Genomic DNA, 14,023 nt, shown 5'->3' on the forward strand with positions numbered 1-14,023 from the left:
ATAGTGAGAGACAGCCTGGAACCAAAATCTAAACGGAGGCAGGGATTGATGGAACCCGGCGAACTGGCCAAACTGGAAATGAGGTTATACAAACCCCTGCCGGGGATTGGGGGATGGTTGCGGCAGCAGGCGGCCCAACTGTTGGTAGAAGACCGCTCGGCGGCGGCGGCCCAACTGTTGGCGCAAGCGGCGATCGCCCCGGACGACGAGCGCTTGAACGAAATTGCGATCGAGGCGTTGCGAAAGTTAGAAGGGCCCGAGGCGATCGATGCGGTATGTGCGGTCTGGGCGAGTACGCGCCACGAACGACTGACCCAGTTACTGCTCGAACGGCGCTGGATCGCCCGCCACCCCCTGGCGCTGTGCTTGCTGACGGCGTTAAAAGTCGGGCAGGTCGAGCAGGCGATCGAGAAGATCCCCGATCCGATCAAGCCCCTCCTGAAAGCCTGCCGCGATCGCGACGTGCAGATCGCCCATGCGGCGCGCCAGTGCTTGTTCCGCCTGCAAAATCCCGAGGCGATCGATGCCTTGTGCAAGCAGTGGGCGATGACCCGGACGCCCTTTTTAGAACAAGTGCTCTTAAGCGGCAGTTACATCGCCCGCCAACCGCTTTTAATCCGGGTATTGAGCGCCCTCAAAGTCGGACAGATGCAAGTGGTGACCCAAGAAGGGGGGGAAGTGGTCGAACCGTTGCTGATTGCCTGTCGCGATGTAGACGGCTGGATCGTGATGCAAGCGTTGGTAGCGTTGCGGCAGTTGCAACGACCGAAAGCGCGCGAGGAAGTCTGTCGCTGGGCGATCGAGCGAGACCATCCTTTAGCGAGCGAAGCGGCGATCGCCGCCAAATATGCCCCCAGCGACCCGCAAAAACGCGCCTTATTTTATTACCTCACCGAACAGTGGGCCGATTACGACCAGCTCGACATCGACGGCAGCTTGCTACAAAATGCCTATCTCGATGCCGACGAAGCGGTGCGATCGCGCATTGCCGACAAAGCCCGCAAAGCCGGACGCCTCGAAATCGTCGAAACGATCGTCGGACCGCCGAACCGCCGCCGACTCGGGGAGATGAGCGATCGCGAATGGGAAAATACGATCGCCATTTTAGCCCGCTCGCGATCGTGGTCGAGCATGTGGAAACTCGCCCAACAAGCGCCCCCCGCCTGGAGCGTGCGCCTCTTGCGCCAGATCGAACCCCAGTGGCAACCGCAGACCCCCAACGAGTTATCCGGGTGGCAGGTCCTGCACAAGCTCGCGAGCCAATGTATCGGCGATGTCTCCGCCTTAGCCGGACGGATGCACTGTTCCCACGCGATCGGTCCGACGAGCCAACCCGTGACCTGTTTCGCGATCGGGCCGACCAGTGTGGGCTACGTGCGAGAACCGCCCCTGTTGGCGATCGCCCTCGCCAACGGCACCGTCGAACTGTGGAATACCGCCACGGGGGAGCGCGTCAACACCCTCGGTCAGCCCTACAGCCGCACCGGAGACCTCGATCGCCCCCCAGTCAAACACGGCGGGCCGATCGAATGTCTCGCCTTCAGCCATCCCGGTGTGGGCGCCTACGGCAAAACCTTGCTACTGGCAACGGGAAGCGACGATCGCAGCGTCCGCCTCTGGCGCATTTCCACGGGCCAAGCCTTGCAACAACTCAAAGGACACACCGGACCGATCAACTGCCTCGCGATCAGTCCCACCGGAGAACAGCTCGCCACCGGAAGCGCCGACGGCACCGTGCGCCTCTGGCGCCTGCCGACCGGAAGCCTGCAAGCCACCCTCACCGGGCATACGGGCTGGATCAACTGCCTCGCGATCAGTCCCGACGGCCAACTCCTCGCCACTGGAAGCGCCGACGGCACCGTGCGCCTCTGGTTGCTTCCCAGTGGCGAAGCGATCCAAACCCTGACCGGACATGCCGGACCGGTCGAATGTTTGGCCATCTCTCCCGACGGCCAACTGCTGGCTACTGCCAGTTGGGATACCACGGTACGCTTGTGGTGGTTGCCTGTCGGCGCCCCCTTCAAAACCTTAAGCGGCCATCGCGGTTCCGTGGCCTGTCTGGCGTTCAGTCCCGACGGCAGCGCGATCGCCACCGGGAGCAACGATTACAGCGTCCGCCTTTGGAAACTCCCCGACGCCGAACCTTTACCCCCGTTAGAAGGCCATACCGGATCGATTTCCTGCTTGGCGTTCAACCCGACTGGGGAACTACTGGCCACGGGCAGTTGGGATCGTACCGTGCGGTTGTGGCATACCGCGACCGCGACCGCCATCCAGCAACTGCGCGGTCACGAAGAATGGGTGATGGGGTTGCAATTTAGCGATAACGGCCAAGTGCTGGCGACCAGCAGCGCCGACAAAACCGTGCGCTTGTGGACGCCGCAGTTAGCGCGGTTGAGCCGTTTGCCCGTGGGCGCCTTGAGTACGACCGATTTGGAGTTCGTCCGCCGCTTGGCTAAAGACCCCCATACCTCCGATGCGGAACGCAGTTGGTTGCGCTTTTTGATGGCCTCGATCCGATGGAACCGCCATCAGGAAATGGGGGGAACGAGTTTGACTTCGGCGAGTCCTTCGCCATCGGTCGATCGCGAATGGCATTAGTCCTCGGTCGAGCCGTGCTGGCGCAGTTGTCGGGCGCGATCGACTAAAGAGCGCCAGTCCCGAGGGCGCTTGAGTTCGGCTTCGCGGCCCGCTTTGCTCTGGCGGGCGCGATCGCTCTCCAGGCGCAACCGTTGCAATTGTTCTAAAAAGTTGCGTTCTCGCGAGTAAATGGCTTGAGCCATCTCGCGAAACAGTCGGGACAGTTGCCCGAATTCGTCCTGACGGCGGGCGATGCGATCGAGCTGGCGCAGTTCTTCGACTCCCGCTTCACTCTCGCCGCTCAGTTCGTTGTTGCTAATTTTACGGGCTAGTTGGGCGATCGGGCCGATCGGGGCGATCGCGAGCTGGCGCACCAAACGGTTGACAATCACGATAACCAGGGCAAAAATCCCGATAAATACACTCAATGCCGTCAAACAATCCCGAAAGGCGGTATCGAAAACGGCACTGGCGGGCACGTAAATCGTCTGCGCTCCAATAATTTCTCCGAGTTGCCAGCCAAAACCATTTTCGGCCCCGTACATTGCGATCTGGCTCTTCGGTGCCGCTTCCGGGGTGCTGTGGCAGCGCAAACACTGGGGTTGACGAATGACTAAGGGGCGCGCGACGTAAAAATGTTGTTGTCCTAAAATGTTGCGGAAGCCTTGGAGTTCTTCGAGATTCGGCTGACGCCGAAACTGCTCGACCAGTTCGGCTTCAAAGGGGTCGGCGCGATCGCGCAAGTTGGTCGGGTTGAGGGTTGCATCTTTATACAGATAATTTTCAAACCCCTTTTTTCCCCGAAACTGCTCGAACACTTGCCGCGCCGCATAACTGGGGATCGCTTCCGGAATGAATCGATCTTGCGATTCCAAGGGTTGTTCCAACAAGTCGCTGACTTGGGCGTTCGTATATTGCCGCACGGAATCGATCGTTTCCATCAGGACGATCGCCTGTTGGGAAACCTGGTCGGTGGCGGTCCGATTGTGCAAGTTGGAAAGGACTGCAAAGCTCAAGACGCTGCCACCGAGAAATACCAGCCCGAGAATGACCAGAAATTTCAAGCTGACGTTAAGGCTGTTCCAGGCAAGCTTACGGATCATTGCACGACGCTCTTAGATTTGCGTTCTCGTCCGCAGGCGGGACTTTACCACCCTTCGGGGTCTGCGGGAGGCTCGCCGCTCCAAGCGGCGGACACGGGAGCGGCGATCTCTGCTCCTTCGCGTTGCAGCCAGGTGAACAGGCGATCGAATTGCTCCACGGAGATTAAGCCATATTTTAACAAGATCGTCGGCAACGGCCCGCATTCGCGATCGCTGTAGCGCAAGGCCATTTCAATTGAGGCATTGGAGAGGGATAATTCTTGTTTTAAAAAGGCGATCGCCGGAGTTAATGAATAGTTAAGGTTTGTCATTGGCCGTGTTTCCTAAAAGATTATGAAAATATTAAAAAACTGGTCTGAAAACGAAGAAAAACAAAGCTTGACAAACACTCTAACCGATGGGTTTTCCCGAGGTTTAATTTTTTACATTAATTTATAATCACCTTAATCGATCGACTTTCTTATGTTCGAGATCGTCGATCCAGTACGGTTACTCGCCCGAGCAAGGCTGGAGCGGACGGAGACGGGTTCGATTCCGGTTGAATGTCAAACAAAAAGGCTCCCTAGAAACTAGAGAGCCTTCCGGGGCGATCGCCGCGCGACCTAGAGAATTAACCTAAGAGCGCTTTCGCTTTGGCGACCACATTATCGACAGTAAAGCCAAAGTTCTTGAGCGCCACGCCGCCGGGAGCGGAGACGCCGAAGCGATCGATACAGACCGTATCCCCTTCGGAACCGACATAGCGGCACCAGCCGAAGCTCGAACCCGCTTCCACCGCGAGACGCTTGGTGACCGCTTTCGGCAGCACGGACTCGCGATAGGCATCGTCTTGCTCGTCGAAGATTTCCCAGCTCGGCATCGACACCACGCGAACTTTCTTCCCTTCAGCGCGCAGTTTTTCCGCCGCTTCGGCACACAGATGAGTTTCCGAACCCGTCCCGATGAGGATAATCTCCGGGGTACCGTCGCTGTCGGAGAGGATGTAACCCCCCTTGCTCACCCCTTCGATCGAGCTTCCGGCCAAGTTGGGCAGTCCTTGACGGGACAGGGCCAACAAGGTCGGGCGTTTGCGATTTTCGACGGCGACTTTGTAGGCGCCGGAAGTTTCGTTACCATCCGCCGGACGCATGACGATCAACTCGGGGATGGCGCGCAAGGTGGCGACATGTTCGATCGGTTGGTGGGTCGGGCCGTCTTCGCCGACGCCGATGGAGTCGTGGGTCATCACCCAAATGACCCCCGCTTCCGCCAGAGCAGATAGGCGAATCGCACCGCGCATGTAGTCGGTGAACACCAAGAAGGTCGCACCGTAGGGGATTAAGCCGGAGCCGTGCAGGGCGATGCCGTTGCAGATGGCGCCCATGCCGTGTTCGCGCACCCCGAAGCGGAGGTTGCGGTTTTCGTAAGCGCCTTTCTGGAAGTCGCCGGAGCATTTGAGCAGGGTTTTGTTGGAAGGCGCCAAGTCCGCCGAACCGCCGATCAGTTCGGGCAGCACGCCAGCGAGGGCGTTGAGGACTTTACCGGAGTGGTTGCGGGTGGCGTCTCCTTTATCTTCCGGGGTGTAGGTCGGCAGGGCTTTGTCCCACCCTTCGGGAAGTTTACCGCTCATCATCCGTTCTAAGAGGGCGGCTTCTTCGGCGTATTCGGTTTTGTAGCGCGTCCACAAACTGTTCCATTCTTGTTCGTAGCTGGCGCCGCGTTCTACCGCTTTGCGGAAGTGGCTGAGGGCGTCTTGAGGAACTTCAAACTCGGGATAGTTCCAGCCCAAGTATTCGCGAGTAGCTTTGACTTCATCGGCGCCGAGGGCTGCCCCGTGAACGTCGTGGCTGTTGGCTTTGTTGGGGGAGCCGTAGCCGATGGTGGTGGTGACTTTAATTAAGGAGGGCTTGTCGGTGACTTTCTTGGCTGCTTCGATCGCCTTTTGAATGGCGTCGAGGTCCGTGTTGCCGTTTTCGACATGTTGGACGTGCCAGCCGTAGGCTTCAAAGCGCTTGCCGACATCTTCGGTAAAGGAGATATCGGTGGAACCGTCGATGGAAATGTGGTTGTCGTCGTACAAGGCGATCAGCTTGCCGAGGCCGAGGTGTCCGGCGAGGGAGCAAGCTTCTCCAGAGACCCCTTCCATGTTGCAACCATCACCGAGGATGACGTAGGTGTAGTGGTCTACGATGTTGAGGTCGGGTTTGTTGAATTTGGCCGCCAGATGGGCTTCGGCCATGGCGATCCCGACGCCGTTGGCAATCCCTTGACCGAGCGGTCCGGTGGTGACTTCGACCCCTTCGGTTTGGAAGTTTTCCGGGTGACCGGGGGTTTTCGATTCCCACTGGCGGAATTGCTGGATATCGTCGATGCTTACACCGTCGTAACCCGTCAGGTAGAGCAGGGCGTACTGCAACATGCAGCCGTGTCCGGCGGAGAGGATGAAGCGATCGCGGTTGAACCACTTGGGATTTTTGGGGTTGTAGCGCATCAAGCGGTCCCAGAGGACGAAGGCCATCGGGGCGGCGCCCATGGGCAGTCCGGGATGGCCTGAGTTCGCTTTTTCTACCGCATCAATCGCTAAAAAGCGAATGGAGTTGATGCAAAGTTCTTGGAGGGATTGGGTTGCAACGGCCATAGTCTCTTTTTTTTTAACGACGCTCTTGTACTGGAGGGCGTTCGCTTCAAGTGAGTCTCAAAGCGAGTCTGCCCTAAAGGATAGACTCATGATCCCATTAGGGGGATATACCGACAAGGGGATCGGCTCAAAATCACTGCCGAGGGAGCATGAAAGCGGTATCGGCGACGAACCGATCGCGACTTTCACGCTCGACGGGAGGCGAGTGAGGTTTCAGGCGAACTTTTTAAACGCTAAGGTGACGTTATGCCCGCCAAACCCGAAAGAATTGGACAAGGCGACGTTCACCGTTTGGGCGCGACTTCGATCGGGAATGTAATCCAAGTCACACTCGGGGTCGGGATTTTCTAAGTTAATGGTCGGGGGGACGCGATCGTTGGCGATCGCCATCACCGTTGCCACAGCTTCGATCCCGCCGGATCCGCCGAGTAAATGCCCGGTCATCGATTTGGTCGAGCTAATCGCCACCTCGGCGGCGCGATCGCCCAAAGCTTTTTTAATCGCGAGGGTCTCGGTTTTATCGTTGGCGGGGGTACTCGTCCCGTGGGCGTTGATGTAGCTGACCTGTTCGGGAGCGATCCCGCCATCTGCCATCGCCAGTTCCATCGCCCGGGTTGCTCCGGTGCCGCCGGGAACGGGAGAGGTGATGTGATAGGCATCGCAGGTCATGCCGTACCCGACGATTTCCGCATAAATCTTGGCGCCGCGATCGAGGGCGTGTTCTAATTCTTCGAGCAGCAGGATGCCCGTGCCTTCGCCCATAACGAAGCCGTCGCGATCGCGATCGAACGGACGGCAGGCTCGGGTCGGATCGTCATTGCGGGTCGAAAGCGCCCGCGCCGAGGCAAATCCAGCCACGGACAAGGGCGTGATCGCCGCTTCCGTACCGCCGCAGATCGCCAGCTTGGCATAACCGCTTTGAACTAACCGGAAGGCATCGCCGACCGCATTCGACCCCGCCGCACAAGCGGTCACCGGGCAGGAATTGGGCCCTTTGGCTCCGGTATGGATCGCCGTCAGTCCGGCAGCCATGTTGGCAATCATCATCGGCACCATGAACGGACTACAGCGATCGGGTCCTCGATTGAGATAGACCGTCTGCTGGTCTTCCATCACCTTAATGCCACCAATGCCCGTGCCGATGATGACCCCCACCTGTCCTGCGTTCAGGTCATCGATCTCAAAGCTTGCATCCGCCAGCGCTTGCTTGCTGCCTGCAATGGCAAACTGAGCGAAGCGATCCATGCGCTTGGCCTCTTTGCGATCCAAATAATCGTGCGGGTCGAATCCTTTGACTTCTCCGGCAATTCGGCAGGCATGTTTGGAGGCATCGAAGGCGGTAATCGGTCCGATCCCATTCCGCCCGCTCGACAATCCTTCCCAATACTCTTGGAGAGTATTTCCAATCGGGGTAATCGCACCAAGACCCGTAACAACAACTCGTTTTCGTTCGACGTTGGTCATGATTCAGTATCGAGAGCTTCCACACTTTAAACGCAGAACCCAGGTGGAGGCAGGCAATTTACGCAGAGGCTGCCACTTTGCTGCTGATATAGTCCACGGCAGCTTGCACCGTAGCTATGTCTTCTGCCGCTTCATCGGGAATTTCAATATCAAATTCTTCTTCTAAAGCCATTACTAATTCAACGACATCTAAGGAATCGGCGTTGAGATCGTTAGCAAAATTGGCTTCGGGTTTGACTTGGTCGGGTTCGACTTCTAATTGTTCGATGACAATCTTCTTGACTTTCTCGAAAATGTCCTCTTGACTCATTAGCTTTTCCTCTTTAGATGCCGTAGCTTCAATCGTATAGGGATTTGGTTCTTGCTCGATGTCTCGTTTGCGGAACTCCTCGACGCCAAGATTGCTGCGGGATTGTCCTCGCAATTTCGGCGCGGGATCGCTTTTGGACATTTCCTTATCTTATCCGATTGTTGTCACGGAAAGACAACGCGAGTTGGATTGTCTCGGAGTCCGTGGTTGACGAGGGTCGAGTTCCCTCGATGGCGAAAAATCCTTGACTTTCGGCGCTCGACAACGGTTTAAGCGATCGCCGCCGCTCCCGGGGAGGTGGCGCGGGAGGGAATCGATCCTCTATTTTCATCCAAAAAAAACCGCTTCGGTGCGATCGCCGCTCCCTTGCACGAGGCTCGCAACAGGGGATGATAGAGATGGGCGTCTCGCGCACTTCGCCCGCCTTTGTTTCCTAGGACCAGGCACTCTCATGGTATCTAAATCGCTCAAATACGCTTACTTTCCCGGTTGTGTTGCCCAAGGCGCTTGTCGCGAACTGTATCAGTCTACCGGAGCGTTGGCCGAAGCTCTCGGGATCGAGCTGGTGGAACTAAAAAAAGCGTCTTGCTGCGGTTCCGGCACGTTTAAGGAAGATTCCCAACTGTTGGAAGATGCGGTCAACGCGCGCAATATTGCCCTCGCCGAACAACTCAATTTACCCCTGCTCACCCACTGCAGTACCTGTCAGGGGGTGATCGGTCATGTAGACGAGCGGCTGAAAGCGTTAAAAACGGAAGATCCCGCCTATATCGACCGAATCGATACATTACTGAGCGAACAACACTGCTCTCCCTATCGCGGCACCACGGAAGTCAAACACTTGCTGTGGGCGTTAGTGGGGGATTACGGTTTGGAGGCGTTGCGCGATCGCGTGCGCCGTCCCCTGTCGGAACTCAAGTGTGCTGCGTTCTACGGCTGCTACCTGTTACGCAAGCAAAGCACCCTCCCCTACGACGATCCGTTCGACCCGCGCTCGATGGAAAACCTGTTTGAGGCGGTGGGGGCGACTCCGGTGATTTATCGAGGGCGGACTCAATGTTGCGGTTGGCCGTTGTCGAGTTACGCTACCGAACAGTCGTTTCAAATGGCGGGAACCCACATCCAAGAGGCGATCGCCGCCGGGGCCGATTGTCTGGTCACTCCTTGTCCCTTGTGCCATCTGAATTTAGACTCGCGTCAGCCCGAGGTCGCCCAACAGATCGGCCAACCCCTCAACTTACCCGTGCTGCACTTACCGCAACTGGTGGCTCTGGCGTTGGGACTCGAACCGGAACAACTCGGCTTAGACCGTCACGTGGTTTCGACGCGCTCTTTGTTACAAAAATTAGCATTCTAGGACGAGGGAGGGCAAGGGGAAGCGATCCCCGAGGGGAGCGAGGAAGTGGCCTTTCCGAGGCGATCGCGCCCCTGTAGCTCGATCCGAGCGATCGCCCGTTTTGCCGTCGGAATATTACGATGTTTTAAGTTATCGGCCCTTTGATGAGAGGACTCAGAACGACTGCGATAAACTAAGCCAAGATTTATATCTCTTAACGGTGAAACCTCACCGTTAAAGCTATTTACCATCGATCTGAAATCCTGTTGAGAATTCTTTGGGAGTATTGATTCCATGTCTCATTCCGTCAAAATCTACGACACGTGCATTGGCTGCACCCAATGTGTCCGTGCTTGTCCTCTTGACGTATTAGAAATGGTGCCTTGGGATGGTTGCAAAGCCGGACAAATTGCTTCCTCCCCGCGTACCGAAGATTGCATCGGCTGCAAGCGCTGCGAAACCGCCTGCCCGACTGACTTCTTAAGCGTCCGCGTCTATCTCGGCGCCGAAACGACTCGGAGCATGGGTCTGGCTTACTAAAGTCATTCGACTCGATACCTTGTTTTCAACGCAAGGTTTTGTTGTAAAAGAGGGAGCAAACGGCTCTCTCTTTTTTTTTAACTTCTTTTTGAACTCTCATTTGTTTTAACTTTTTTGAAGCGAGGTGCGCGCGATCGCGCAAGCGGGGGAACGGTCGAGTTTCCGGAATCCACGGCAGGCCGTCGGAAGACAACTCTCAAGGACGATCGCCCCCCGTATAACGTCCCGTGGGGCGATCGTCGAGTCGGAGTCGAGAGGACCTTTGCAACTCAACCCTCGCCTTTCCGGGACGATCGCATCGGTGTCGATGTCGAATTTCCCTCCAGAACCCAGCCAACGGCGATCGCCTCCCAACCGACTCTAGAAAACGCAAAATAATATAAACAGTACCGCATTCAACAGGAGCGATCGGTTACATGTGTGGAATCGTCGGTTACATCGGCACGCAAACCGCGAGCGAAATTTTACTATCCGGATTGGAAAAACTGGAATATCGAGGCTACGATTCGGCAGGCGTCGCCACCGTCCATGACGGTCAACTCCAGTGCGTTCGCGCCAAAGGCAAGCTCCATCACCTGCGAGACAAGCTCGAAGGGTTGGAAAATCCGGCTCAACTCGGCATCGGTCACACGCGGTGGGCGACCCACGGCAAACCGGAAGAACACAACGCCCACCCCCACATGGACAATCACCAGCGCGTGGCGGTGGTTCAAAATGGGATTATCGAAAATTATCGGGAATTGCGGGCCGAACTGCAAGAACGCGGACACCAGTTTCGTTCGGATACGGATACGGAAACGATCCCGCACACGATCGCGGAAATCTTGACCCAGTTGGACGGCAGCGATCGCACCAATGCGGCGCTGCAAGCGACTTCGCCGTTATTGGAGGCGGTACGCCAAGCGGTGAATCGCTTAGAGGGAGCTTTTGCGATCGCCGTCATCAGTGCCGACCATCCCGACGAACTGATCGTAGCCCGCCAGCAAGCGCCTTTAGTCATCGGTTTCGGTCAGGGGGAATTTTTCTGCGCCTCGGACACTCCGGCGATCGTCTCCCACACCCGGGCGGTGTTGGCGCTTGAAAATGGAGAAATCGCCCGTCTGACCCCGTTAGGCGTCGAAATCTACAACTTTGCGGGCGATCGCCTCCGCAAATCTCCCCGCTTGCTCAACCTCAATCCCTTACTGGTTGAAAAGCAGGGCTTCCGCCATTTCATGCTCAAAGAAATCTACGAGCAACCCGGCGTCATTCGCACCTGTTTGGAAGCTTATTTTAACAACGACTGGCAGGCGGGAGACCACGAACAACCCCCGGTCACCCTCGACATTCCCCCGGAGTTATATGCGGATCTCGAACAGATCGAAATTCTCGCTTGCGGGACGAGTTGGCACGCCGGATTAGTGGGCAAATACTTGCTCGAACAACTGGCGGGAATTCCCACCAACGTACAGTATGCCTCGGAGTTCCGTTACGCTCCGTCGCCGTTGCGACCGAACGTGATGATGGTCGGGATCTCTCAGTCGGGAGAAACGGCGGATACCCTGGCGGCGTTGGCGACGGAACAACAGCGCCGCAACGGTCTCGACCCCGCCTATCACGCCCGCTTGGTGGGGATTACCAACCGTCCGGAATCGTCTTTGGGCCATTTGGTGCCGCATTTGATCGATACTCACGCCGGGATCGAGATCGGGGTGGCGGCGACGAAAACTTTTTTGGCGCAGTTGATGGCGTTTTACGCTTTGGCCCTGGATCTGGGTTACCGGCGCAAAGCGTTAACGGAAGCGCGCATCGAGGAGATTATTGCGGGATTGCGGCAACTTCCAGCTCAAATTGAGATGTTGCTCAGTTCTCAAGATGGGGCGATCGAAGAGTTGGCCCACGAGTTTGTGGAAACTCAGGATTTTATTTTTATCGGACGGGGGATTAATTTCCCGATCGCTCTCGAAGGCGCCCTCAAGCTCAAGGAAATTAGTTACATTCACGCGGAAGGCTATCCGGCGGGGGAAATGAAGCACGGCCCGATCGCCTTGCTCGATTCTAAGGTTCCGGTGGTGGCGATCGCCATGCCCGGGACGGTCTACGAAAAGGTGATTTCTAACGCCCAAGAAGCGAAAGCCCGCGATTCTCGCATTGTCGGCGTTACGTCTTTAAATGGCAAGCACGCGACGGACGTGTTCGATACTCTCTTACCCGTTCCGGTGGTGGATGAATTAATTTCGCCGATTTTATCGGTGATTCCGTTACAACTTTTGGCTTACCACATTGCGGCCCGTCGCGGTTTGGACGTGGATCAGCCGCGCAATTTGGCCAAGTCTGTAACGGTAGAATAGATTACATTTTGGTCATTTTTGCCTGTTTTGCTACTTCGGGTCGGCGAGAAGAAAGCTTCGATCTCCTGACCCGATCTTCTTGTGAATTTTTACGATCGAAACTCTCGATCTTTGTCAATTTCTGCAAAGCGATCGCCCGTCTATCCCGCGATCGCTTATCGTAGAACTGAGGCGATCGATGGATCCGCAACTTCCTTCTGTTTGGCGATGTTGCCGTTTTTTTAACCCCTTTTTATCGGCGAGAGATCCTAGCGTCTCTTTCGATCGAGATCGGCGCCTCCCCTTCTCTGACAAGGGTTTGGGATCGGCGATCGCTCTATTCGCCGACTCCTAAAGCTCGCCACTCCCCCGCCTTAACTTTAAGAAAAATAAAGCACGCTGCAATGTAATCTATTCGCTTTTTCTTCATAAAGGTTTATGCTCTTGTCGATGATTTATAAGGTAAAGTTATGATAACGCCAATGTAAGGTTTTTGTAATTATTGTTGCATCTTATGTGTTGTTGAATCTGCTATTACCAGATAAGCTATGGTGTAAATATAAAGGAAAAATTAAAGGTACTAGACCTCGGGTTCTTCCAGTCTCCGAGGTCGGCGTCAAAGTAGACTGGAGATGGCCGCTCCAAGCTCCGGGTTTGGGTCAATTAACCCACTGTTGAGTCTTGGCAACGGCGATCGCGGGTGAGGGCTTGACTCTACCCCTTCCGGGTCGGAAGATCCCTCGAACGAGAACCGAAAACGAAGGGCTGAATCTTTCCCCAATTCCAGCCCTCTGTTAGGGAAACATCCATTTCCCCGACCGATACCCAGGCATCTCGATGCGCGTACCGTAGGGGAATCCTCCAGGTTTGGTGGTTCCTGGCCGCAAGGTATCCAAAATCACTATTTTGCTCCTCCCTTCTGCCGGATGGACATCCAAGAGGGTAACCGCAAAGGAGGTTTTGATGAACCCGTTAATGCTCCGTCAACTGTGGTCGTCGATTGAAAATTCTCAGGTGAATATTCTGTTGAGCCTCGACGACACGAGTTTGATTCAATGGTTGATCAAGCAGTTCAAGCAAGAGCAATCCCTGAATCAAGACGAAACCAACATGATCGACAATTACCTGAGAACGAAACTGTCATTGATTCGCGACATCGCCCAAGAACGGATCGGAACCGAAAGCATGGGCTAAAATCCTGCGCCGATTCCGATCGCGATCGCCCTCCCCCTTTCTTCCCTCGCGCGATCGCTCAGAATCGTCAGCCAATCTCCCCGGCGCCAGATCCGACGGCGATCCTGGCCGTCAAACGCGCCATCGCCTTCGGTCACGCTTCTTGACAGTCCCCAACCTAAAGGGACGGGGATTCTCGCTCGACCGGGAGGCCGAGGACTTTCCCCTCTGCGAGCTTCATCACGCTGTAAGATAAGACCTGAGCCACGAGCGATCGACAACTTTCGTGGCGCGGTCGGTCAACGTCGCCTACGCCACCTACGCCGAAGGTCGCTCTCAGGCGCTCACCTGCGATCGATCCCAACTCCTCTCGCGGCGATCGCGCTTTCCCAACCCGAAGACCACCAAATTTTCGACAACCTCATTTCTAAACAACCCCTCGCCCCGTCGTCAGCGACGCAGACCCCCGGTGGAGGTACGTTCGGCGTTGGTTCATTTACGTCACCTACGCCGAAAAACTCGGCATTACCTCTAAAAATATCGAGGAACAAGCCAATAATCTCATAGGTCCCGCCCTTTCGTTGAGGGAAA

At 56.2% G+C, this 14,023-nt stretch carries 13 protein-coding genes; 7 read left to right on the forward strand and 6 right to left on the reverse strand.

Features of this window, described 5'->3' with window-relative positions; genetic code table 11:
• The first annotated feature begins 48 nt into the window (after positions 1-48).
• Positions 49-2,601 carry a WD40 repeat domain-containing protein gene (locus tag HCG48_RS00300; protein ID WP_168567378.1) on the forward strand — a complete coding sequence of 851 codons (2,553 nt, stop codon included), beginning with the start codon at positions 49-51 and terminating at the stop codon, positions 2,599-2,601.
• On the opposite strand, the gene HCG48_RS00305 is transcribed toward HCG48_RS00300, so the two are convergent.
• The 5 genes from HCG48_RS00305 to acpP form a co-directional block, all read right to left on the reverse strand.
• Positions 2,598-3,683, reverse strand: a complete 1,086-nt coding sequence (locus HCG48_RS00305) for a Tll0287-like domain-containing protein (RefSeq protein WP_168567379.1) — start codon at positions 3,681-3,683, stop codon at positions 2,598-2,600. The genes HCG48_RS00300 and HCG48_RS00305 overlap by 4 nt on opposite strands.
• 44 nt (positions 3,684-3,727) lie before the next feature.
• On the reverse strand, positions 3,728-3,994 hold the full coding sequence (locus HCG48_RS00310) for a DUF2949 domain-containing protein (RefSeq protein WP_168567380.1): 267 nt from the start codon (positions 3,992-3,994) through the stop codon (positions 3,728-3,730).
• 299 nt (positions 3,995-4,293) lie between these two features.
• Positions 4,294-6,300, reverse strand: coding sequence for a transketolase (tkt, locus tag HCG48_RS00315; protein WP_168567381.1), 2,007 nt, complete (start codon positions 6,298-6,300; stop codon positions 4,294-4,296).
• A 213-nt stretch (positions 6,301-6,513) separates the two neighbouring features.
• Entirely contained in the window at positions 6,514-7,764 is a 1,251-nt protein-coding gene (gene fabF, locus HCG48_RS00320) for a beta-ketoacyl-ACP synthase II (protein ID WP_168567382.1), read from the reverse strand.
• A gap of 58 nt (positions 7,765-7,822) precedes the next feature.
• Positions 7,823-8,074 (reverse strand): acyl carrier protein, encoded by a 252-nt coding sequence (gene acpP, locus HCG48_RS00325; RefSeq protein ID WP_168571664.1) that lies wholly within the window; start codon positions 8,072-8,074, stop codon positions 7,823-7,825.
• A 451-nt stretch (positions 8,075-8,525) separates the two neighbouring features.
• On the opposite strand from acpP, the gene HCG48_RS00330 reads away from it, so the two are divergent.
• The 5 genes from HCG48_RS00330 to HCG48_RS00350 all read left to right on the forward strand — a co-directional run bounded on the left by HCG48_RS00330 (position 8,526) and on the right by HCG48_RS00350 (position 13,453).
• Positions 8,526-9,431 carry a CoB--CoM heterodisulfide reductase iron-sulfur subunit B family protein gene (locus HCG48_RS00330; RefSeq protein ID WP_168567383.1) on the forward strand — a complete coding sequence of 302 codons (906 nt, stop codon included), beginning with the start codon at positions 8,526-8,528 and terminating at the stop codon, positions 9,429-9,431.
• 273 nt (positions 9,432-9,704) lie between these two features.
• Entirely contained in the window at positions 9,705-9,950 is a 246-nt protein-coding gene (gene psaC, locus HCG48_RS00335) for a photosystem I iron-sulfur center protein PsaC (protein ID WP_006616272.1), read from the forward strand.
• Positions 9,951-10,064: 114 nt separating this feature from the next.
• Entirely contained in the window at positions 10,065-10,328 is a 264-nt protein-coding gene (locus tag HCG48_RS00340) for a hypothetical protein (RefSeq protein WP_168567384.1), read from the forward strand.
• Between the two features lie 38 nt (positions 10,329-10,366).
• Entirely contained in the window at positions 10,367-12,280 is a 1,914-nt protein-coding gene (glmS, locus tag HCG48_RS00345; protein ID WP_168567385.1) for a glutamine--fructose-6-phosphate transaminase (isomerizing), read from the forward strand.
• Between the two features lie 942 nt (positions 12,281-13,222).
• A complete protein-coding gene (locus HCG48_RS00350) occupies positions 13,223-13,453 on the forward strand; it encodes a hypothetical protein (RefSeq protein WP_168567386.1) in 231 nt (76 codons plus the stop codon).
• On the opposite strand, the gene HCG48_RS00355 is transcribed toward HCG48_RS00350, so the two are convergent.
• Positions 13,450-13,590 carry a hypothetical protein gene (locus tag HCG48_RS00355; protein WP_168567387.1) on the reverse strand — a complete coding sequence of 47 codons (141 nt, stop codon included), beginning with the start codon at positions 13,588-13,590 and terminating at the stop codon, positions 13,450-13,452. The genes HCG48_RS00350 and HCG48_RS00355 overlap by 4 nt on opposite strands.
• Positions 13,591-13,718: 128 nt before the next feature.
• Between HCG48_RS00355 and HCG48_RS00360 the strand changes: the two genes are divergently transcribed.
• On the forward strand, positions 13,719-13,967 hold the full coding sequence (locus HCG48_RS00360; RefSeq protein ID WP_168567388.1) for a hypothetical protein: 249 nt from the start codon (positions 13,719-13,721) through the stop codon (positions 13,965-13,967).
• The last annotated feature ends 56 nt before the right edge of the window (positions 13,968-14,023 follow it).

It is taken from the genome of Oxynema aestuarii AP17 (genome assembly GCF_012295525.1).
GTDB classification, from domain to species: Bacteria; Cyanobacteriota; Cyanobacteriia; order Cyanobacteriales; family Laspinemataceae; genus Oxynema; species Oxynema aestuarii.

Coding starts and splice junctions, on each gene's coding strand:
- HCG48_RS00300 (WP_168567378.1), top strand. CDS start 49: ATGGAACCCGGCGAACTGGCCAAACTGGAAATGAGGTTATACAAACCC.
- HCG48_RS00305 (WP_168567379.1), bottom strand. CDS start 3,683: ATGATCCGTAAGCTTGCCTGGAACAGCCTTAACGTCAGCTTGAAATTT.
- HCG48_RS00310 (WP_168567380.1), bottom strand. CDS start 3,994: ATGACAAACCTTAACTATTCATTAACTCCGGCGATCGCCTTTTTAAAA.
- tkt (WP_168567381.1), bottom strand. CDS start 6,300: ATGGCCGTTGCAACCCAATCCCTCCAAGAACTTTGCATCAACTCCATT.
- fabF (WP_168567382.1), bottom strand. CDS start 7,764: ATGACCAACGTCGAACGAAAACGAGTTGTTGTTACGGGTCTTGGTGCG.
- acpP (WP_168571664.1), bottom strand. CDS start 8,074: ATGAGTCAAGAGGACATTTTCGAGAAAGTCAAGAAGATTGTCATCGAA.
- HCG48_RS00330 (WP_168567383.1), top strand. CDS start 8,526: ATGGTATCTAAATCGCTCAAATACGCTTACTTTCCCGGTTGTGTTGCC.
- psaC (WP_006616272.1), top strand. CDS start 9,705: ATGTCTCATTCCGTCAAAATCTACGACACGTGCATTGGCTGCACCCAA.
- glmS (WP_168567385.1), top strand. CDS start 10,367: ATGTGTGGAATCGTCGGTTACATCGGCACGCAAACCGCGAGCGAAATT.
- HCG48_RS00350 (WP_168567386.1), top strand. CDS start 13,223: ATGAACCCGTTAATGCTCCGTCAACTGTGGTCGTCGATTGAAAATTCT.